Source organism: Streptomyces sp. NPDC041796 (genome assembly GCF_055590785.1).
Genome location: NZ_JBVJAH010000004.1, coordinates 228,555 through 248,182, shown reverse-complemented (window position 1 = coordinate 248,182; position 19,628 = coordinate 228,555). Strand labels below are relative to the sequence as shown.

At 71.6% G+C, this 19,628-nt stretch carries 18 protein-coding genes; 12 read left to right on the top strand and 6 right to left on the bottom strand.

Annotated features, from left to right (window positions below; translation table 11 throughout):
• Positions 1 to 3: 3 nt before the first annotated feature.
• Positions 4 to 945, top strand: a complete 942-nt coding sequence (locus ACZ6C1_RS09695) for an ornithine carbamoyltransferase (protein WP_469239482.1) — start codon at positions 4 to 6, stop codon at positions 943 to 945.
• A gap of 109 nt (positions 946 to 1,054) precedes the next feature.
• Here the strand turns inward: ACZ6C1_RS09695 and ACZ6C1_RS09690 are convergent, their stop codons facing one another.
• On the bottom strand, positions 1,055 to 2,047 hold the full coding sequence (locus ACZ6C1_RS09690) for a TauD/TfdA family dioxygenase (RefSeq protein WP_469239480.1): 993 nt from the start codon (positions 2,045 to 2,047) through the stop codon (positions 1,055 to 1,057).
• Positions 2,048 to 2,375: 328 nt separating this feature from the next.
• Here ACZ6C1_RS09690 and rfbA point away from each other — a divergent pair, with 328 nt between their 5' ends.
• The 8 genes from rfbA to rfbC all read left to right on the top strand — a co-directional run bounded on the left by rfbA (position 2,376) and on the right by rfbC (position 10,442).
• Positions 2,376 to 3,248: a glucose-1-phosphate thymidylyltransferase RfbA gene (gene rfbA, locus ACZ6C1_RS09685; RefSeq protein ID WP_351816144.1), complete on the top strand. Its 873-nt coding sequence runs from the start codon at positions 2,376 to 2,378 to the stop codon at positions 3,246 to 3,248.
• A gap of 36 nt (positions 3,249 to 3,284) precedes the next feature.
• Complete coding sequence (locus ACZ6C1_RS09680) at positions 3,285 to 4,484, top strand: AMP-binding protein (protein ID WP_469239477.1); 1,200 nt, start codon at positions 3,285 to 3,287, stop codon at positions 4,482 to 4,484.
• Complete coding sequence (locus ACZ6C1_RS09675; protein WP_469239475.1) at positions 4,481 to 6,016, top strand: HAL/PAL/TAL family ammonia-lyase; 1,536 nt, start codon at positions 4,481 to 4,483, stop codon at positions 6,014 to 6,016. Before ACZ6C1_RS09680 ends, ACZ6C1_RS09675 begins: the two co-directional genes overlap by 4 nt.
• Positions 6,017 to 6,145: 129 nt before the next feature.
• Positions 6,146 to 7,105, top strand: a complete 960-nt coding sequence (locus ACZ6C1_RS09670; RefSeq protein ID WP_469239473.1) for an LLM class F420-dependent oxidoreductase — start codon at positions 6,146 to 6,148, stop codon at positions 7,103 to 7,105.
• 4 nt (positions 7,106 to 7,109) lie between these two features.
• A complete protein-coding gene (locus ACZ6C1_RS09665) occupies positions 7,110 to 7,769 on the top strand; it encodes a 4'-phosphopantetheinyl transferase family protein (protein ID WP_469239471.1) in 660 nt (219 codons plus the stop codon).
• Positions 7,770 to 7,903: 134 nt separating this feature from the next.
• The gene (rfbB, locus tag ACZ6C1_RS09660) at positions 7,904 to 8,890 is read left to right on the top strand and encodes a dTDP-glucose 4,6-dehydratase (protein WP_469239469.1); all 987 of its coding nucleotides are present in this window, start codon (positions 7,904 to 7,906) and stop codon (positions 8,888 to 8,890) included.
• The gene (gene rfbD, locus ACZ6C1_RS09655) at positions 8,887 to 9,864 is read left to right on the top strand and encodes a dTDP-4-dehydrorhamnose reductase (RefSeq protein WP_469239466.1); all 978 of its coding nucleotides are present in this window, start codon (positions 8,887 to 8,889) and stop codon (positions 9,862 to 9,864) included. Before rfbB ends, rfbD begins: the two co-directional genes overlap by 4 nt.
• Positions 9,846 to 10,442: a dTDP-4-dehydrorhamnose 3,5-epimerase gene (gene rfbC / locus ACZ6C1_RS09650; protein WP_469239465.1), complete on the top strand. Its 597-nt coding sequence runs from the start codon at positions 9,846 to 9,848 to the stop codon at positions 10,440 to 10,442. Before rfbD ends, rfbC begins: the two co-directional genes overlap by 19 nt.
• A 74-nt stretch (positions 10,443 to 10,516) precedes the next feature.
• Here rfbC and ACZ6C1_RS09645 read toward each other — a convergent pair whose 3' ends face one another.
• The gene (locus ACZ6C1_RS09645) at positions 10,517 to 12,004 is read right to left on the bottom strand and encodes a 4-hydroxyphenylacetate 3-hydroxylase N-terminal domain-containing protein (protein ID WP_469239866.1); all 1,488 of its coding nucleotides are present in this window, start codon (positions 12,002 to 12,004) and stop codon (positions 10,517 to 10,519) included.
• A gap of 147 nt (positions 12,005 to 12,151) precedes the next feature.
• A complete protein-coding gene (locus ACZ6C1_RS09640) occupies positions 12,152 to 13,753 on the bottom strand; it encodes a tryptophan halogenase family protein (protein WP_469239463.1) in 1,602 nt (533 codons plus the stop codon).
• Between the two features lie 151 nt (positions 13,754 to 13,904).
• Between ACZ6C1_RS09640 and ACZ6C1_RS09635 the strand changes: the two genes are divergently transcribed.
• Genes ACZ6C1_RS09635 through ACZ6C1_RS09625 form a run of 3 tightly spaced genes read left to right on the top strand, consistent with a single transcriptional unit; the run spans position 13,905 to position 17,234 of the window.
• Positions 13,905 to 14,735: a thioesterase II family protein gene (locus tag ACZ6C1_RS09635; protein WP_469239460.1), complete on the top strand. Its 831-nt coding sequence runs from the start codon at positions 13,905 to 13,907 to the stop codon at positions 14,733 to 14,735.
• A gap of 1 nt (position 14,736) precedes the next feature.
• On the top strand, positions 14,737 to 15,951 hold the full coding sequence (locus ACZ6C1_RS09630; RefSeq protein WP_469239458.1) for a cytochrome P450: 1,215 nt from the start codon (positions 14,737 to 14,739) through the stop codon (positions 15,949 to 15,951).
• A complete protein-coding gene (locus ACZ6C1_RS09625; protein ID WP_469239456.1) occupies positions 15,951 to 17,234 on the top strand; it encodes an activator-dependent family glycosyltransferase in 1,284 nt (427 codons plus the stop codon). The genes ACZ6C1_RS09630 and ACZ6C1_RS09625 overlap by 1 nt, the downstream gene beginning before the upstream one ends.
• A 191-nt stretch (positions 17,235 to 17,425) precedes the next feature.
• Here ACZ6C1_RS09625 and ACZ6C1_RS09620 read toward each other — a convergent pair whose 3' ends face one another.
• The 3 genes from ACZ6C1_RS09620 to ACZ6C1_RS09610 all read right to left on the bottom strand — a co-directional run bounded on the left by ACZ6C1_RS09620 (position 17,426) and on the right by ACZ6C1_RS09610 (position 19,312).
• Complete coding sequence (locus ACZ6C1_RS09620) at positions 17,426 to 18,610, bottom strand: macrolide family glycosyltransferase (RefSeq protein WP_469239454.1); 1,185 nt, start codon at positions 18,608 to 18,610, stop codon at positions 17,426 to 17,428.
• Positions 18,611 to 18,733: 123 nt separating this feature from the next.
• On the bottom strand, positions 18,734 to 18,955 hold the full coding sequence (locus ACZ6C1_RS09615) for an MbtH family protein (RefSeq protein ID WP_469239452.1): 222 nt from the start codon (positions 18,953 to 18,955) through the stop codon (positions 18,734 to 18,736).
• A gap of 39 nt (positions 18,956 to 18,994) precedes the next feature.
• Complete coding sequence (locus tag ACZ6C1_RS09610) at positions 18,995 to 19,312, bottom strand: hypothetical protein (RefSeq protein WP_351822426.1); 318 nt, start codon at positions 19,310 to 19,312, stop codon at positions 18,995 to 18,997.
• Positions 19,313 to 19,628: the final 316 nt, after the last annotated feature.

The following is a 19,628-nucleotide window of genomic DNA, read 5'->3' as shown; positions in this document are numbered from 1 at the left end:
CCGATGGTCCCGTCCACCGCCCGCCACCTGATCTCGCTCGACGACCTGCGCGACGAGGACCTGCACCACATCGTCGAGCGGGGGGCGGCGTTCTCCTCCCGTACCGCGGTGCCCGACAACCCGCTCGCCGGTTCCGTCGCGGGCATCTACTTCGCCAAGACCTCCACGCGGACCCGTACCGCGTTCTCCGCCGGCACCCAGCGGCTCGGCGGCTCGATCGTCACCTACGGCCCCGGCGACCTCCAGCTCAACACCGGGGAGACCAGCGAGGACACCGGCCGGGTGTTCGCCCGGATGCTGGACGTCCTGGTGGCACGGACGGCGGGCGACCCCGAGGAGATGCGGGCCTGGGCTCGGCAGGACCGGATGTCGGTGATCAACGCGATGAGCGCCGACGAACACCCCACGCAGGCCCTCACCGACCTGACCACGCTGCTCGGACACTTCGGCCGCATCGAGGGCTTGCGCATCCTCTACCTGGGGGAGGGCAACAACACCGCCGCCGCCCTCGCCCTGGCGCTCAGCCGCTACCCGGGCGTGGAGTTCGACCTGCGCACCCCGCCCGGATACGGGCTGGCCGCCCCGGTGCGGGAATCGGCACGGCGGCACGCGGCGCGCAGCGGTGCGGTGCTGCGCGAGGAGCACACCATGGAGGGGCTGCCGGAGGGGTTCGACGTCATCTACACCACGCGCTGGCAGACCACCGGCACCACGAAGCCCGACCCGGACTGGCGTGAGGTCTTCGCCCCGTTCCAGGTCGACGGCGCACTGTGGGAAGACAGCCCGAAGGCCGCGTTCATGCACGACCTGCCGGCCCACCGGGGCGAGGAGGTCACGGCCGACGTGCTGGACGGGCCGATGAGCATCGCCTTCCAGCAGGCCGAGAACAAGATGCACAGCGCGATGGCCGTCCTGGAGTGGTGCCGCGCGGACAACCGCCCGTGAGTGCTCCCGCGTAGGCGCGCCGGCGGACCGGCCCGGGCGGCCGGCGCACACGCGGAAGAGCGGCGTCCGGGCCCCTCGGCCCCGGACGCCGCTCACCGGCACCGGTACGTCAGCGCAGCACGGCCCCGCCCGCCTCCGCGTCGGGGCGGCTGCGGCGGCGGTCCAGCGCGGCGTAGACCCGGTGCAGCCACCGGTCCGTACCGTCGAAGCGGGGACTGAACGACGTCCGGCCGTGCACGGTGAGCCGGTTGTCCACCACCGCCAGGTCGCCCGCCGCCAGGTCGTGCGCGTGGGCGGTCCGCTCGAATATCCCGCGCAGCTCCTCCATCGCCCGCATGGCCCCGTCGTCCAGCGGGTGGGTGCTGGCGAAGTCCACCAGCACGTCCGGATCCTCCGCGGCGCCCTGGAGGACCGCGTGCACCGGGGTGACTCCGCCGAGGTCGCCGAAGGACGGCGGGGGCTCGGTCATGAAGCGCTGCTCCGACAGCACCCGGCGGGCCTCGTCCGTCAGCAGTGGCAGCGCCCGCCGCACGGAGGCCGTGCACAGCCGCGCGTCACCGGTGGGGTCGGCGCGTACGCACATCAGGCCCACGTAGTGGGGCCGGTTGGGGTGGAAGGCGTTCTCCGTGTGCATGTGCAGACGAACGGAGCCGGCGTTGCTCTGCTCCTCCTCGTGCCCGGGCACGGGCACGACGTCCTGCACGAGGGCGCCGGACTTCTCACTGCGGTACGCGATCACCTCGCCGAGCTGGAGCATCACCGTGGCGATGGCGGCCGACGCGACGGTCGCGGTACGCCGCACCGAGCCGCGCCGGGTCGGTGTGGCCGGCAGCTCCGCCTCCACGGGCAGGTTGCGGATCAGCAGGGTGCCGTCGTGGCCCGCGTCGTGACGGAAGTCGCGCAGTCCGCAGCGGAGCCGGTGCGGCAGGCTCTCGGACGCGGCGCGCGCCGCCGAGAGCCAGGCGGGGTCGTCGAGTACACCGCCGGCGGCCGGGACGAGGCCTTCCGCCACCGCGCGCACCTGCTCGCGTTCCGCGTCCGTGAGCACCACCGCGGTGTCGACGAGGAACGGAGCAGTGCTGGTATCAGTCGTATCAGTCATGATCACGTGCCTTCTCGCTCTTGCCGGCAAGGGAACTCCTGCCGGGGCCGTCGAGGCGCGCATTTCGGCATGCCGGACACCCGGTAATCCATTACCGGGATTTGTCAATTCTGTGTCGGCGCGCGGAAACCCGGCCGAATGCGAAGCTAACGACCGATCCAGTCCAGGGTCAATCGGTGTTCTGTGTCCCGCCAGCGGGACACAGAACACGCAAACGCGCCTTCCACTGCCGGTGTTGTGCCTGGCACACTCGCTGGAACGAGCTTCGAAGAAGGAGTTTTCCGGTCGGCCGAGCGCATGTGCCCGGCCTCGATGAACGGGCGGAACGGTGAAGGGGATAATTCTCGCGGGGGGCAGGGGCACACGTCTGTACCCCTCCACCTTGACGACGTCGAAGCAGTTGCTCACGGTCTACGACAAGCCGATGATCTATCATCCGCTTTCCGTCCTCATGCTGGCCGGGATCCGGGAGATCCTGGTGATCTCCACGCCGGATGCCATCGGTCCGCTGCGGGCGCTGCTCCGTGACGGTTCCCAGCTCGGACTCGACCTCACCTACGCGGTCCAGGACGAGCCCAGAGGTATCGCGGAAGCGCTGATCATCGGCGCGGAACACATCGGCGACGGCCCCGTCGCGCTGGTGCTCGGCGACAACATCTTCCACGGCGCCGGCTTCCCGCAGCTACTGCGGACGGCGCGTGAGGAACTCGACGGCTGTACGCTCTTCGGATATCCGGTATCGGACCCGGAGAGGTACGGAATCGGCGAGACCGACGCGGAAGGCAATCTGGTATCCCTGGAGGAGAAACCGCTCCGGCCGCGTTCCGACAATGCCATCACCGGGCTTTACTTCTACGACTCCGAAGCTGTGGACATCGCCCGGGAACTCACCCCGTCGGAACGGGGCGAGTTGGAGATCACCCATGTCAACCAGGCCTATCTGAAACAAGGCAGGGCCCGGCTGATCAGGCTCGGCCGCGGATACACCTGGCTCGATGCCGGAACGCATGCCTCGCTGCTCGACGCGAGTCAGTACGTCCATGTCATCGAGAAGCGGCAGGGCGTCCGCGTGGCCTGCATCGAAGAAATCGCCCTGCGTATGGGCTATATCGACGCCAGGGCCTGCCACGATCTCGGACTGGAGATGAAGAACTCCGAATACGGCCAGTACCTGATGCAGGTCGCCGCCTCGTTCGTCTGACGGTGCGCGACCGCCCGTTCACCACAGGGAGATTGTGTGGGTTATCAGGAACTGAGCCCCGAGGAGCTCATCTCCTCGGGACACGCCGCGCCCGCCGTCAACGACACCGCGTGGCACGTGCGCTGGGACGCGCTGGAGTCCTTCGCGCGGCGCGAGGAGCTGGTACTGGGCGCCCTGCCGCCCGAAGTGGACTTCCACACCTCGGGCAGCACCGGCCCCAGCCGCTGCTGGCGCCGCACCCGTGAGGACGCCTGGGGAGAGGCCGGAATGCTCGCCGCGTTCCTCACGGCCGACGCCCCGGTACCACCCGGTGCCGTCGTCGCCTTCGCCCCGCCGCTGCACGTCTACGGGGCGCTGGCCACCTTGCTCGTCCCGGCCCGACTGGGCGTACCGGCCTGGTACCGGAAGGCCTTCGTGGGCGCGATGCCCGACACGGGGCAGCGGCACACCGTGGTGGTGGCCACCCCGTGGATCTTCTCGCTGCTGCTGCGGCACATCGACTGGGTACGCTCCTTCGAGCACCTCACGGTCCTCTACAGCAGCGCGATGCTGCCGGCCGACGCCCTCACGCTGCTGGAGGAGACGGGGCCGGGCCGGGTGACGCTCGTCGAACTGCTCGGCTCCACCGAAACGGGCGGTATCGCCACCCGGCGCTGGAGCGGCGGTGAACCGCCCGCCTGGAGCCTCTTCCCCGACGTGACGTTCGCCCCCGGCGACACGTACCACGCGAACCACCCGAACCCCCCGGGCGGGCCGGCGACCCCGGCGACCCCGGACGAGGCCGAACTCCCCGACGGCACCGTCCCGTTGGTGATCCGCAGCCCCCGGCTCGGCCACCGTCCCGGCGAACCGAGGCCGGACCACTGGTACACCGGCGATCTCGTGGAGCCCCTGGACGCCCGTACGTTCCGCCTCGCCGGACGCGTCGGACGCCTGGTCAAGGTGAACGGGCGCCGCATCAACCTCGACGAGATGGAACACACCCTGCGCGCGCGTGTCGACTGCGAGGACCTCGCACTGGTCGCGGTCAGCGACCGCATGACCGGCGAACAGATCGACCTCTACGTCGTCCCCCGGGCCGGCTCCGGACGCACCGGCGCCGACCTGTCCCCCGTGCCCGCCCTCCTGGGCGTGCGCCCCCGGAAGGTGCACGTGGTGCCCGCGATCAGCCGATCCGCGACGGGCAAGCTGCGCCACCGATCGACCCCACAGAGCAAGCCAGGGAGTGCAACGTGACAGCCACCACCGAGACCTTCAACAGCGCGGCCTTCGACGACGGTTCGTCGATCCCCGCACTCCTGTCGGAGCAGGCCGGGCAGACGCCCTGGACGGAGAAGATCAGCCCGCTGACCGACGCCGACATCGCCCGTATGGAGGCGAGCGCGGCCACCGTCGACAGCCACCTGGCGACCGGGCGGCCGGTCTACGGCCTGACCCACGGCTTCGGCCCGCTGGTCACCTACGAGGCCAAGTCGGAGGCGGAGCAGGGCAGCTCCCTCATCTCCCACCTGGGCACCGCCCAGGGCAGGCCGCTCGACCCCGAGACCTGCCGCCTGGTCGTCTGGCTGCGGCTCAACAGCATGCGCAAGGGCTTCTCCGCCGTCTCACCCGAGTTCTGGCAGCGCCTCGCCGACCTGTGGAACGAGGGATTCACCCCCGCCATCCCCCGGGACGGCACGGTCAGCGCCAGTGGCGACCTCCAGCCGCTCGCCCACGCCGCCCTCGCCTTCACCGGCCACGGCGAGGCGTGGACCCAGAGCGACGACGGACGATGGTCGCTGGCCCCGGCCGACGAGGTGCTGGCCGGGCTCGGCGCCACACCCCTCGCCTGGCCCGTCCGGGAGGCCCTGGCCTTCGTCAACGGAACGGGCGTCAGCCTCGCCGCCGCGGTCCTCAACCACCGCTCCGCCGTCCGGCTCGTCCGTGCGACGGCGCTCCTCACCTCCCGGATGACGGAGCTGCTCGGCGGGAACCCCGAGCACTTCGAGGACGGTGTCGGGCGGGCCCGCGGCCAGGCGGGCCAGCTCCAAGTGGCCCGCTGGATCCGGCAGGACCTCCCGGAAGGCCACGTCCGCGACGAGACCCGCCCCCTCCAGGAGCCCTACAGCCTGCGCTGCGCGCCCCAGGTGCTCGGCGCCGTGCTCGACCAGCTCACCATGGCCGGGACCGTGCTGGGTCGCGAGGCGGAAGGCTGCACCGACAATCCGCTGACCTTCGAGGGCCAGGTCCTGCACGGCGGCAACTTCCACGCCATGCCGGTGGGGTTCGCCTCCGAGCAGACCGGTCTCGCCCTGCACATGGCCGCGTACCTCGCCGAGCGGCAGCTCGGACTGGTCGTCAACCCGACCACCAACGGCGACCTGCCCATCATGCTCACGCCCCGCGCCGGCCGGGGCTGCGGCCTGGCCGGAGTGCAGATCAGCGCCACGTCCTTCATCTCCCGGATACGCCAGCTCGTCACCCCCGCGTCCCTGACGACGCTGCCGACCAACGGCTGGAACCAGGACCACGTACCGATGGCGCTCAACAGCGCCAACGGCGTGGGCGAGGCACTGGAGCTGGCGTGGCTCACCGTCGGCTCCCTCGCCGTGACCCTCGCCCAGCTCGCCGCGATCACCGGCCGGGCCGGGGACGCCACCGGTGTGTGGGCCGAACTGGCCGAGCTGTCCCCGCCGCTGGACGAGGACCGGCCGATGGCCGCCGAGGTCCGCAGGGCCGCGGACCTGCTCCACGGCCACGCCGGGACCCTGCTGGCCGAAGGCCGCTGAGGAATGCCGCGCGCGGCCGACACCCCCGAGCCGGCCGCGCGCGGCACGGTCCGTGCGCGGACCGCCGAGCGACAACAGCGAGAGCGCCGGGTGGGACCGGCACCGCCGAGTGAGACCGGAGACCACGCCATGACCCGTTGGGGGATCACCCTTCCACTGCCGGGCGTACCCCTGCCCGGGCACCGCACGCTCGTGGAGCGGCTGCCCGACCTGGGCTACACCGACCTCTGGACGGCCGAGACCGCGGGAACCGACGCCTTCTCGCCGCTGGTCCTGGCCTCGCAGTGGGCACCCGGCCTGCGGCTCGGCACCGCCATCGTCCCGGTGTTCACCCGTGGCCCGGCGCTCCTCGCGATGAGCGCCTCGGCCGTCGCCGAGTGCGCTCCCGGCCGGTTCGTGCTGGGCATCGGCGCCTCCTCGCCCGGCATCGTCGAGGGCTGGAACGGCATGACCCACCACGCCCCGTACGGCCGCACCAGGGACACGCTGCGCTTCCTGAAGTCGGCGTTCGCCGGCGGCGCGGTGAACACCGAGTACCCCACCTTCGCCGTACGCCAGTTCCGGCTGGAACGACCCCCCGCCGTCGTACCGCCGATCATGCTCGCCGCGCTGCGGCCCGGCATGCTGAGGCTGGCCGCGACCGAGGCGGACGGCGTGATCACCAACTGGATGGCGCCCGGCGACGTGGCGAGGATCAGGGCCGAGACCGGCCCCGGGCCGGAACTCGTCGCCCCGGTCTTCGTCTGCCCCACCGAGGACGCCAGGGCCGCCCGGCGGGTCGGCCGGATGATGATCAGCCGCTACCTCACCGTACCCGCCTACCGGGCCTTCCAGGACTGGCTCGGGCGGAGCGACGCCCTCGCCGCTATGTACCGGGCCTGGGACGCGGGCGACCGCTGGCGTGCGGGCATGGCCCTGCCGGACGAGGTGGTCGACGAACTGATCGTGCACGGCAGCCCGGAGGAGTGCAGGGCGCGCGTCAAGGCGTACACCGAGCACGGCCTCGACACCCCGCTGATCGCCCTCCTGCCCGTCGACGACTCCGACCCCGTCGCCCACGTCGAGGCGCTCGCGCCCGCCCGGGACTGACGCCGTGCTGACCACGATCCTGCCGTCCTACGTCGCCGCCGCCGAGTCGTTCACCGACCTGCCCGGGGCGAGGCTGCTGCCGGAGGAGCGGGCGCCCGCCGCCGCGATGAGCCGGGAGCGGCGGGGCGAGTTCGCGACGGTGCGGCAGTGCGCCCGCCGCGCCGGCCGCCGCCTCGGACTGCCCCCCTTCCCGCTGCCGCCGGGCCGGGCCGGCGCCCCGCGCTGGCCGCACGGCGTGGTGGGCAGCCTCACCCACTGCCGCGGCTACCGTGCCGCCGCCGTGGCCCGGAGCACCCGGGCGCGGGCCGTCGGCATCGACGCCGAACCGCACGAGCCGCTGCCGGACGGCATGCTGCGCAGGATCGCCCTCCCCGAGGAGCGGGCGCGACACGACACCCTGCGCGCCCAGGACCCCGGCGTCTGCTGGGACCGGCTGCTGTTCTGCGCCAAGGAGGCCGTCTACAAGGTGTGGTCACCGCTCGCCGGCGAGTGGCTGGGCTTCCATGAGGCCTCCATACGCCTCGAGGCGTCCCCGCGGTCGTTCACCGCCCGGCTGCTCAGGCCGGTGCCGGACCGGGCGGCCGGGGCCCTGCCGCCCGACCTGCACGGCCGCTGGACCGCCGACCGCGACCTGCTCCTCGCCGCCGTCGTCGTGCGCCGGTGAACGCCCGGCCCCGCCCCCGCACGACCCGCCCCGGTGCGCGGCGCCGCCCGCGTCCACCGGGCCCTGCTCCGTTTCGTACGCCCGACTCCCCGCGCACCGGCCCGACCGGTGACCACAGCAAGGTGTAAGGACCTATGGCGACTCGCATACTCGTGACCGGTGGCGCCGGTTTCATCGGCTCCCACTACACGCGCACCCTCCTCGGCCCGCAGGGGCCGGGCGACGTGTCCGTGACCGTCCTCGACAAGCTCACCTACGCCGGCAACCCGGCCAATCTCGACGCCGTGCGCGGCCACCCCGGATTCGCCTTCGTCCAGGGGGACATCTGCGACTCCGGCACCGTCGACCGGCTCATGCGGGAGCACGACCAAGTGGTGCACTTCGCCGCCGAGTCCCATGTGGACCGGTCGATCGACGGCGGCGCGGAGTTCATCCGGACCAACGTCCTCGGCACCCACACCCTCGTCGACGCCGCCCACCGGGCCGGCATCACCACCTTCGTCCAGGTCTCCACCGACGAGGTGTACGGCTCGATCGACACCGGCTCGTGGCCCGAGACCCACCCCCTGCGCCCCAGCTCGCCCTACTCGTCGGCGAAGGCGTCCGGAGACCTGGTGGCACTGTCGTACCACCACACCCACGGCCTGGACGTACGGGTCACCCGCTGCTCCAACAACTACGGTCACCACCACTTCCCCGAGAAGCTCATCCCGCTGTTCGTCACCAACCTGCTGGACGGCCGGAAGGTCCCGCTGTACGGCGACGGCAGCAACGTCCGCGACTGGCTCCACATCGACGACCACGTCCAGGGCATCGAGCTGGTACGCACCCGCGGACGGGCCGGGGAGATCTACAACATCGGTGGAGGCACCGAACTCTCCAACGACGAGCTGACCCGCCTGCTGCTCAAGGAGTGCGGCGCGGACTGGGACGCCAGCGTCGAGTACGTCACCGACCGCAAGGGACACGACCGGCGCTACTCCGTCGACTGCACCAAGATCCGCCGGGAACTGGGCTACGAGCCGCGCGTCCCGCTGGAGGAGGGCCTCGCCGCCACCGTCCAGTGGTACCGCGACAACCGGGACTGGTGGGAGCCGCTGAAGAGGCGGGCCGAGCTGTGACCGCGCACCACCGGCTCCCCGGCCCCGCCGGGGGAGCGGACCGGGGCCCGTGGCTGGTGACCGGGGCGGGCGGCATGCTCGCCCGCGACGTCCTGGCCGAGCTGACACGCGCCGGCATCCGCACGGTCGCGGCGCGCCGGAGCGCCCTCGACGTCACCGACCCCGTGGCGGTACGCGCCTTCATCACCTCCCACCGCCCCTCCGTCGTGGTCAACTGCGCCGCCTGGACGGCCGTCGACGACGCGGAGGACCGGGAGGCCGACGCGCTCGTCGTCAACGGCACGGCGGTGCGGCTGCTGGCCCGGGCGTGCCGCGACGCCGGAGCCGTCCTGCTGCACCTGTCCACGGACTACGTCTTCGCCGGGGACGCCACCCGGCCGTACCGGGAGGACGACCCGACAGGACCCCGCACCGCCTACGGCCGCACCAAACTCGTGGGCGAACGGGCCGTCCTGGACACCCTGCCGGACACCGGCTACGTCGTGCGCACCGCCTGGCTCTACGGGGCGGGCGGCAACAGCTTCGTCCGCACCCTGCTGCGCCTGGAGCGCGAACGCGACACCCTGGACGTGGTCGACGACCAGCGCGGCCAGCCGACCTGGACGGTCGACCTCGCGCACACCCTGGTCGCGCTGGGACGAGCGGCCCTGTCCGGCGCCGCACCGCCCGGCGTCTACCACGGCACTTCGGCCGGCGAGGCCACCTGGCACGCCCTCGGCCGGGAGATCTTCCGGCTGATCGGCGCCGACCCCGCCCGGGTACGCCCGACGACCAGTGACGCCTACGCCCGCCCGGCTCCCCGGCCCGCCTACAGCGTGCTGGGGCACGACCGCTGGCACACCGCGGGCATCGCACCCATGAGGGACTGGCGGTCCGCCCTGGCCGCCGCTCTCCCCGGTATCGCGCACCGCGCCACCGGAGAAGTCCACACCGACCGCGAGGAATCCCCGTCCGTATGCGACCGCTGTCCATAGAAGGCGCCTGGCTCCACGAGCCGACGATCTTCCCCGACGAGCGCGGCGACTTCCACGAGTGGTTCCGCCGCCAGGAGTTCGGCGAGATCACCGGGCAGGAGCTGAGGCTCGCCCAGGCCAATCTGTCCGTCTCCCGGCGCGGTGCGCTGCGCGGCATCCACTTCGCCGACGTACCGCCCGGCCAGGCCAAGTACATCAAGTGCGTACGCGGAGCGGTGCTCGACGTCGTCGTCGACATCCGGACGGGCTCCCCGACGTACCGCCAGTGGGAGAGCAAGCTGCTGGACGACCGCAACCACCGCGCCGTCTTCCTCTCCGAGGGGCTGGGCCACGGCTTCCTCGCGCTGACCGACGACGCGACCGTGGTCTACCTCTGCTCCGAGGGGTACGCGCCCGGCCGGGAGCACGGCATCCACCCGCTGGACCCCGCGCTGGCCATCGACTGGCCGGCCGGCATCGACCCGCTGCTCTCGCCGAAGGACTCCCGGGCACCCACCCTGGCCCAGCTCGAGGAGGCGGGGGCCCTGCCCTCGTACGAGCAGTGCACGGCCTTCCGCAGGGGCCTGCGTCCCGTGTGAAACGGGCACGCGCAAGGGCCGGGGTACGGACACACCGTCCGCGCCCCGGCCCTTCGGCCGTTCCGGTACGCCGCTCAGGACCCCGGCGGGATGAGGTCCGGGCGGGTCCAGCCGTCCAGGTCGTACTCCGCCATGCACTGCTCCGCGAAGCCCTTGAGCGCGTCGGCCCGCCCGTTCGCCTGGTACGCCATGAGGGTCTGTACGCGGATGCCCTCGTGGTCGCCGCCGTAGTTGCGCTCGTACAGCTCGTGCCGGGCGGCGAACTCGCTGCCGACCGCGTCCCACAGCAGCTTCAGCAGTTTCACCCGGTCGATGGCCTCGATACCGTGCGAGCCGCGCAGATACCGGTCCAGATAGGGGCGGATCTCCGGGTTCTTCCAGTCGCTCGCATGCGAGTTGAGGTAGATCAGCGCGCTGCCGACGGTCTGCTGGATGATCTCGCGGATCCGCGGGTAGCCGACACCCATGAAGGTGCGGTACGCGAGCCCGTAGTGCAGATTGGGCTGCACCGACCCGTCCGACCACGGCGTGGACGAGGAGATCATCGCGTCCGACAGCCCCCAGAACATGTCGCGCCAGTTCAGGACCTCGCCGATCTGCGCCTGCACACCACGGAACTTGGACGTACCCGTCGCCTCGACCGCCTTGAGCAGACAGCCCGCGATGAAGTCGAGCTTGACCGCAAGGCGGGCGCAGCCGTGGAAGGTGAAGCGCTCCAGGAAGCCCGACTTCGTGGCGAAGGAATTGGCCGACGCCGCGTCGTACATGAACACGTTCTCCCACGGCACCAGGACACGGTCCATCACGATGATGGAGTCGTTCTCGTCCAGCCGGCTCGACAGCGGCCGGTCGAAGGGGCTGCCCAGGACGGCTGCCTGCATCTCGTAGGAGCTGCGGCAGAGCAACTTCAGCCCGGGGCTGTTCATCGGCACGGTGAAGACCGCGGAGAACTCCTTCTTGCGCAACGGCAGCCCCATGTGCGCGATCAGGTTGGCGTTGGTGAGCGCCGATCCCGTGGCCACCACCTTGGCACCGCTCACGATCAGGCCCGCGTCGGTCTCCTCCTCCACGTGCACCACCACGTCGCCGATGTGGTCGGCCGGCCGGTCCCGGTCGATGGGCGGGTTCACGATGGCGTGGTTGAAGTACAGCACCCGCTCCTGCGCCCGCTTGTACCAGCCGCGCGCGTTGTCCGCGAACGGCCCGTAGAAGTCGGCGTGGGCGTCCAGCGTGCCGAAGAACGCCGCCTTGTAATCGGGGGTACGCCCCATCCAGCCGTACACGAGCCGCTGCCAGCCGACGATCGCGTCCCGTGCCTCGCGCAGATCCGCCGCACTGCGGGCCGTCTTGAAGAACGGGTGCGTGAAACCGCCGTTCCCGGTGTCCGTCGGTACCGACAGGACGCCCTTGGCCTCCGGGTCGTGGAGCGCGTCGTACAACTGGGCGATGGACCGGGCGCTGTTGCGGAAGGCGGGGTGCTCGGTGACGTCGGACACGCGCTCACCGTGGATGTAGACACTGCGCCTGTCACGCAGCGAGTCGAGGTATTCCTCGCCCGTCATGGGGCGGACGTCGTTCGGTGCGCCGGTACCGGCGGCCGGCCGCGCATGCGTCGTCAACTGGGCCTTCTTTCACACGGCGTACGGCCGGCCAGGCGGGAGCGTCGTGGGGCCTCCCGCCTGACCGGCGCGTACGGAAACGAACGGGGGTCAGGACTTGTGGAGCTGCCGCAGGTACGCGTACGTGCTCGGCAGCGTCTCGACGAGCTCGCGCTGCCGCCGCTTGACGTCCTCGAACAGCGGCTGCGCACCGGCCACCGACTCCGGCTTGTGCGCCAGCGCGGGCAGCGGGGCGTCGGGCTCCAGGCCGAGCCCGGCGAAGATGCAGTAGTAGCTGCCGTTGGTCCAGAAGTTCCGGAACTCCGCCTCGAAGTTGCCGTAGTACGTCGACTCGTCGGTGATCGGCGAGTTGATGGGCAGGCCGGCCTTGTACGCGGCGATCTTCTTCTGGATGTTCTCCGGCAGCGTCAGCTCCTTGTTGGCCCGCCAGAAGGGGGTGTCGTTGCGCGGTGCGTAGTAGAAGTGGGCCTGGATGAAGTCGCGGGTGTCGTCGAACATCACCTCGATCTCGTGGTTGAAGCTGTCCACGAGACCCTGGTTGAAGGTCTTGTCCGGGAAGTGCTTCGCGAGCTGGTAGATCGCGGCGCTGGTGAAGTAGATGCCCGTCGACTCCAGCGGCTCCAGGAAGCACGACGACAGACCGATGCTGACCACGTTGTTCACCCAGGCGCGGCGGTTCCGGCCGACCCGGAACCGGATGTGGTTGAACCGGGTCTTCTCCGGGTCGAGACCCCACATCTCACTGAACTCCCGCGTCGCCTCCTCCTGGGTGGCGAACTTGCTGGAGTACACGTACCCGGAGCCGAAGCGGCCCAGCATCGGGATCTTCCACGCCCAGCCGGACGACATCGCGATGGCTGAGGTGTACGGCTCGACGCCGTTCGCCTCGTCGTCGTGCGGGATCGCGGTGGCGACCGCGCTGTCGCACAGCAGGTGGTCGCTCATGTCGATGAACGGCTCTTCGAGGGCCTTGTTGATGAGCAGCCCGCGGAAGCCCGAGCAGTCGACGAACAGGTCCGCCTCCAGCGCGAGACCGCCCTTGGTGTGCAGCGCCGTGACGTACCCCCGCTCGTCCTGCTCCACCCGCACCATCTCGTCCTGGACGTGGTTCACGCCCTGCTTCGAGGTGGCGAAGCGGCGCAGGAAGTCCGCGACGAGGTGGGCGTCGAAGTGCCAGGCGTACCGGGTCGCGGCCGTGCCGTCGAGGTGACGCGGCGCCTTCATGGCGTCCATCACCGGCGGCTCCGTGAAGCACGCGTAGTCGAACGGCTCCGTGGTGGCGCCCTCGTGCTTCCGCTTGAACCAGTAGTGGGACAGCGGCGTCTGGTCGTGGTCGGGCAGCAGCCCGAACGGGTGGTAGAAGTGGTCCGGGCGGTCGTCGGGCAGCGTCCGCGGGCCGGCCTCGCCACGCCCCTCGGTACGCCAGTTGATGAACCGCACCGCCATCTTGAAGCTCGCGTTGCACTCCCGCATCCAGTCGTCCTCGGCGATGCCGAGGTAGTCGAAGAAGGAGCGCTGCAGGTTCGGGACCGTCGCCTCACCCACCCCGATGCGCGGGATGCCCGGTGCCTCCAGGACGGTGATGTCGACCGTGTCCTGAAGGGCCTTGCCCAGATAGGCGGCGGTCATCCAGCCCGCGGTGCCGCCACCGAGGATGACGACCTTCCGTATCCGCGTGTCAGCACTGTTCATCTTGCTCACCCTCGTTTCCGGGTCTGCGGCAGGGGACGAATCCTCAGTGTCGGAAGGGGCTCGATCGAACGGCTATCAGAGCGGGCGCCGGCGTTGATAGGGAATCGATAGACCTCCTCCCCAGACTGCCGAGGACTGAGGAGGACCCGCGATGGGCGACTGGATCATCGACTGGACCACCGGAGCGGTCACCGACGGCCCGCTCCCCGCACTCGTCTGCCTGCCGCCCGCCGGAGCCGGATGCCTGCGGTTCGGCTCCTGGCAGCACCCGCTCGCGGGCACCGCCGAGGTGTTCGGGGTCCAACTGCCGGGCCGGGAGGACCGCTGGCACGAGCCCATGCCGGACACCTTCGACCAGGCCGTCGACACGATCGTCACGGCCCTCACCCGCAGGCTCGGCCGCTCCCGCCCCCTCGTCCTGTACGGACACAGCTTCGGAGGCCTCCTCGCCTACGAGGTGGCGCGCCGCACCACGCCGTACGCCCTGGTCGTCAGCGGTTGCCGGGCCCCGGCCCGCGCGCCGGGCACGGGCCGCCGCACCGCCGGCTCCCCGATCCGCCAGGAGGAGCTGGACCGGCTCCTCGACACCGACGACCCCGGCCTCGACCCCGGCCAGGCCAACGGCCTGCGCGACCTGGAGCTCCGGGAACTCGCCCTGGAGATGCTCCGCAAGGACGCCGCGCTCTCCCGGAGCTACACGCACAGGCCCGACCCGCCGCTGCGGGTTCCCGTGCACGTCTGGGGAGCGGACGACGACCCGACCGTGACCCCCGCCGAGCTCGACCGGTGGGCCGCGGCCACCACCGGCCCCCTGCACCGTCACCAGGTCCCCGGCGGGCACCACGCGGTGCTGCGCCGCCCGCAGCGGCTGCTCGCCCACCTGGCCGGACTCCTGCGGGCCGCGGCCGCCGCCCCGGCCCCGGCCGACCTCACCACCGCGGCCACCGCCGCCGTATCCGCAGCTCGCCCCACAGGAGCCTGACATGCACATCGACCTCCTCGACCCGGCGCCCTTCGCCAGGAACGACTTCTGGGAGACCTTCGCCTGGCTGCGCGTCAACGACCCGGTGCACCGCCATCCGGAGCCCGACGGGGACGGCTTCTGGGTACTCAGCAAGCACCGCGACATCAGCCGGGTCTACACCGACAGCGAGACCTTCAGCTCGGCCGCCGGCATGCGCCTCGGCAGCGACCCCGGGGCCGTCGCCGCCGTCGCCCAGCGCATGCTCATCGTCTCCGACGCCCCCCAGCACACCCGCCTCAAGCGCGCCCTCCACCAGGCGCTCGGCCCGCAGCGCATGCCGCGGATCGAGGCCCTGGTCGAGAAGGTCGTCGCCGAACTGGCCCTGGAGTACCTCGAACGCGACACGTTCGACTTCATCGACCTCGCCAAGCAACTGCCCAACCGCGTCGTCTGCGCCCTCATGGGCATCCCGCACGCCGACTGGGCCTGGATCGGACAACTCACCACCGAGGCCTTCGACTCCGACGACGAGATGGAGCGCAGCAGCGCCCACTCCGCGATCTTCGTGTACTTCATGGAGCTGCTCAGGGAGCGGCGGGCACACCCCGCCGACGACCTGATCAGCCACATCGCCCACGACACACAGGTGGACGAGGGCGGCGGCGAGCAGCGCCCGCTCACCGACGAGGAGATCGTCTTCAACTGCAACGGCATCCTGTCCGGTGCCAACGAGACCACCAGGTACTCGGCCGCCGGAGCGGTCCACCAGTTCGCCGAGCACCCCGAGCAGTGGCGGCTCCTGAAGGAACTCGGCGAGGCCGGTGTCGCTCCCGCCGTCGAGGAGGTCCTGCGCTGGACCACCCCCGGCGTCCACGCACTGCGCACGGCCACCCGGGACACCGAGATCAACGGAACGAGGATCGCCGCCGGCGACCGGGTCACCCTGTGGAACGTCTCCGCCAACCGTGACGAGGAGCTGTTCACCGACCCCCACACCTTCGCCGTCGACCGGCGCCCCAACCGGCACATCGCCTTCGGCCACGGCCGCCACCTCTGCCTCGGCGCACACCTGGCCCGGTTCGAACTCGCCGCGCTGCTCAAGGAGTTCATGCGGACCCTCGACGGCTTCGAACTCAGCGGCCCGGTCCGCTACAACTCCTCCAACTTCACCTGGGGCATCAAGAGCCTCCCGGTGCGGTTGCTGCGCCGCCGGGCGATGGCGGGAGCGGCGTGATGGCCCGGCCGATGCGCGTCCTGCTCACCTGCTACCCCGAGCGCACCCACTTCCTGCTGATGGCCCCGCTGGCGTGGGCGCTGCGCACGGCGGGACACGAGGTCCGGGTGGCCTGCCAGCCGAAGATGGCCGCCGTCGTCCACCAGGCAGGGCTCACCGCGGTGCCCGTGGGAAGCGACCGGGACCTGTGGCAGATCGTCGGCCGGGTCGACGGCCCCGGGGCGCGCCGCGCGCCCGGCCTGCTCCCCCCGTACGACGCGGCGGAACGCATGCCCGAGGACATCACCCTGGAGTCGCTCCGCGAGGGCTACCGGGTCCGGGTCGACAGCACGCACAAGATGACCAACGTGCCACTGGCCGGCGCCCTCGTCGACTACGCCCGGCACTGGCGGCCCGACCTGGTGCTCTGGGAGCCCCTCACCTTCGCGGGCGCCATCGCCGCGCAGGCCGTCGGCGCCGCCCACGCCCGCGTACTGATCGGTGCCGACGTGCACGGCATCACCCGCGAACACTTCGTGGCCCTGACGGCCCAGCAGCCGCCGGAGGACCGCGGTGACCCGCTCGGCGAGTGGCTCGGCGGCTACGCCCGGCGCTACGGCCACGAGTTCACCGAGGAACTGTGCACCGGACAGCTGTCGATCGACCCCCTGCCGCCGTCCCTCCAGTTCCACGCGCCCGGCCTCGACTACCGCTCGCTGCGCTTCACCCCCTACGGCGGGCCGGCCGTGGTCCCCCGCTGGCTGTGGGAGCCGCCGCGCCGCCCGCGCGTGGCCCTGACCCTGGGGCTCACGGTCACCGACCACGCGATAGGCCTCCCCATCGACGTCCAGGAGATCCTCGACGCGGTGGCGGACCTCGACATCGAACTGGTCGCCACCGTCAACGACGAAGCCCGGGCCAAGCTCACCCGCGTCCCCGACAACGCGCGCCTCGTACCGTACGTACCGATGCAGGCCCTGCTGCCGACCTGCGCGGCGGTCATCCACCACGCGGGCGTGGGCACCCTGAACACCGCCGCGTTCTACGGCGTGCCGCAACTGGCCCTGCCGTGGGACGTGGACCAGCCCATGCTGTCGCGCCGCCTCGCCCGACATGGCGCGGGCCTCACGACCCACTCCGTGGAAGCCACCGGGCCGATCGTCCGCGACAGCCTGCTCCGGCTGCTGGAGGAGGAGTCGTTCCGCCGCCGCGCGGCGGACCTGCGGGACGAGATGGCCTTGGTCCCGCACGCCAACGACCTGGTCCCCGAGCTCGTCGACCTGTCAGCCGCCGCCCACAGGTAAACCGCCCACCCGCCACGCCTCCCGGCCCCCGGCCCTCCGCACGCGGGAGCGGGCCGGCAGCCCCAGCCCGAGGCTCCGCCGCGCGGGACCGGCCGGGGGGCGACCCCCCGGCCGGGGCTCGTGTCGTGCGGGGGCCACCCCGAGGGGTGCCCTGAGGGGCGGGGCCGACAGGGCGGCAGGGTCCGGGGACGTCAGCGGGCGGGGAGCGCGGCCTCGATCAGGTCGGCGGCCCGGTGGGTGCCGCCCTCGGCCGCCATCTCCCGCCGGACGCTCGCGACGCGCGCGGCCACCTCCGGGTCGTCGACCAGGGCGCACACCGCCTCGCGCAGCGCCTCCGCGGTGACCTCGTCCTTGCCGAGGCAATGGGCGACTCCCAGCTCCTGGAGCATCCGCGCGTTCCCGAACTGGTCGGCGGCCTGGGGGACGGCGACCATGGGGACGCCGTGCGCGAGTGCCACCTGAATGCTGCCCGGCCCGGCGTGCGTGACGAACACGTCCACCCGGTCCATGATCGACAACTGCGGTATCCACCCCCGCAGTTCCACGTTGTCCGGCAGCTCACCGAGGTCGTCCGGGTCGATGCCCCCGCCGGTCTGGAGGACGACGTGCCAGCCCGGCAGCCCGCCGAAGGCGGCGAGGCAGGCGCGGTAGAGCGCCGGCGCCCGGGTGAAGATGGTGCCGAGCGAGACCAGCACCACTCTCTCGGCGTGCGGCGGACGCCGCCAGTCGTCCCGGACCGTGACCGTGCCGGAACCCCGGCAGGGGCCGGTGAAGCTGTAGACGGAACCGTCCACGCGGTCGGCGTGCGGTTGCAGGACCTTGGAGATCACCACCACACAGCGCTCGGGGCGGCGCGCGGCGCGCCCGGCCGCCAGACCGGCGGCTCCGAGCCAGCCGTGCGCGGCCGCGTCCGGGCCGGTGCCGTCCCGGATGTCGTCCTCGTACCCCTCCCACGCGACCGCGGTCGGGCTGACCTGGACGGCGGGCACTCCCCAGCGGTCCGCCAGGACGCGCCCCGCGTAGGCCACGGGGTCGTGCAGGACGAGGTCGGGCCGGTCGTTCCCGTACGCCTCCGTCAGCTGCGGCAGGGCCCGGCCGGCCTCGGCGAGGAACAGTCGCAGATGCCCGGTCAGTTCGGTGCCCCAGGCGTCGGTGTCGTCCTTGGGCGGGAGGGACGAGGAGTGAACGCGGGGCTCGGCGCCCGTGGAGGCGACGAGTTCGGCGAATTCCTCCGCAATGGCGTATGTGACGCGATGCCCCCGGGCGACGAGTTCCCGTATCACTTCCAGACTGGGCTGAACGTGACCGTGGGCTGCGACATTGAACATGGCTATATGCGCCGGTCCCCGTGACCCGGCGGAATGCGAAATGGTCATGGCCGAAAGGCTAGGAGAAACGGGCCGCACAGCGGCCGGTGACCGGGCGACAAATGCACCGGAGGCTCCGCCCGGCACGCGACTCGGCCGAGTCGCGCCCGCCCGGCGGAGCCGCGGACCGGATCAGACCGCTGCGGACTCCTCCATGCGGCGGCGCAGGCTGAGCGGGCGCATGTCGGTCCACACCGTGTCGATGTGGGCCAGGCACACCTCGCGGCTGCCCTCGGTTCCCTCCGCGCGCCACCCTGCCGGAAGGGGCCGGTCCGCCCACCAGATCGAGTACTGCTCCTCCTCGTTGACGACCACGCGGTACGCGCGGTCCGAGGTGCTGCTGTGGCTGTCCATCAGTTATCTCCTGTGACTGGGGCTTGTCGTACCGGCGCCCTACGAGGCCGGGGAGACCTCGATGCGCCGCACGGCCGCCGTGAACTCGGCGTAGGTGCCGGCCCGGTGCGCGATGCCGGCGATGTGCTCGGCGATCTCACGGAACGTCCTGCCCTCGAACCCCTCGAGCTCTTCCAGGATCTTCATGTCGAGCTCGTTCTCCAGGTCGAGCAGGACCTGGACCATCGAGAAGGAGTCGAGGTCGAGCAGCTCCTTCGGCTCCGGGACGTCGGGCTGCTCGGCACAGATGGCGACCGCCGTCAGACGTATCTGCTCGGTGAACGCATCGATGAGAGCAGGGTCGTCGACCTTATTCACTTCATTTTCCTGCATGGTGTGTAGTCAGCGCTCCTTCGCCGCTCGGATCGGCTCGGTAATTCTGCCGCACGGCGGTCATGAATTGGGCGGATAAAGTTCGGCGATGCGGTCCGACCGTAACTCCGGAATAGGCGCGTGAGCAACGGCGTGAATGCCGGGACGCGTTCCCCGTTCGGCAGCGGCGGGAAACGGCCGGGGGGGGGGGGGGGGGGGGGGGGGGGGGGACCCACACCCCCCCCACCCCCCCCCCCTGCCCTCACGGGGGGGAGTCCCTTTCGGTGGGGGGGGGAGAGGGGGGCGCAAAGGCCGGGAAGGC

Excerpts from the sequence above, each read along its gene's own strand:
- ACZ6C1_RS09620 (WP_469239454.1), bottom strand. The coding sequence starts at position 18,610 with ATGACCATTTCGCATTCCGCCGGGTCACGGGGACCGGCGCATATAGCC.
- ACZ6C1_RS09645 (WP_469239866.1), bottom strand. The coding sequence starts at position 12,004 with ATGACGGGCGAGGAATACCTCGACTCGCTGCGTGACAGGCGCAGTGTC.
- ACZ6C1_RS09630 (WP_469239458.1), top strand. The coding sequence starts at position 14,737 with ATGCACATCGACCTCCTCGACCCGGCGCCCTTCGCCAGGAACGACTTC.
- ACZ6C1_RS09625 (WP_469239456.1), top strand. The coding sequence starts at position 15,951 with ATGGCCCGGCCGATGCGCGTCCTGCTCACCTGCTACCCCGAGCGCACC.
- ACZ6C1_RS09690 (WP_469239480.1), bottom strand. The coding sequence starts at position 2,047 with ATGACTGATACGACTGATACCAGCACTGCTCCGTTCCTCGTCGACACC.
- rfbC (WP_469239465.1), top strand. The coding sequence starts at position 9,846 with ATGCGACCGCTGTCCATAGAAGGCGCCTGGCTCCACGAGCCGACGATC.
- rfbB (WP_469239469.1), top strand. The coding sequence starts at position 7,904 with ATGGCGACTCGCATACTCGTGACCGGTGGCGCCGGTTTCATCGGCTCC.
- ACZ6C1_RS09615 (WP_469239452.1), bottom strand. The coding sequence starts at position 18,955 with ATGGACAGCCACAGCAGCACCTCGGACCGCGCGTACCGCGTGGTCGTC.
- ACZ6C1_RS09670 (WP_469239473.1), top strand. The coding sequence starts at position 6,146 with ATGACCCGTTGGGGGATCACCCTTCCACTGCCGGGCGTACCCCTGCCC.
- ACZ6C1_RS09695 (WP_469239482.1), top strand. The coding sequence starts at position 4 with ATGGTCCCGTCCACCGCCCGCCACCTGATCTCGCTCGACGACCTGCGC.
- ACZ6C1_RS09640 (WP_469239463.1), bottom strand. The coding sequence starts at position 13,753 with ATGAACAGTGCTGACACGCGGATACGGAAGGTCGTCATCCTCGGTGGC.
- ACZ6C1_RS09635 (WP_469239460.1), top strand. The coding sequence starts at position 13,905 with ATGGGCGACTGGATCATCGACTGGACCACCGGAGCGGTCACCGACGGC.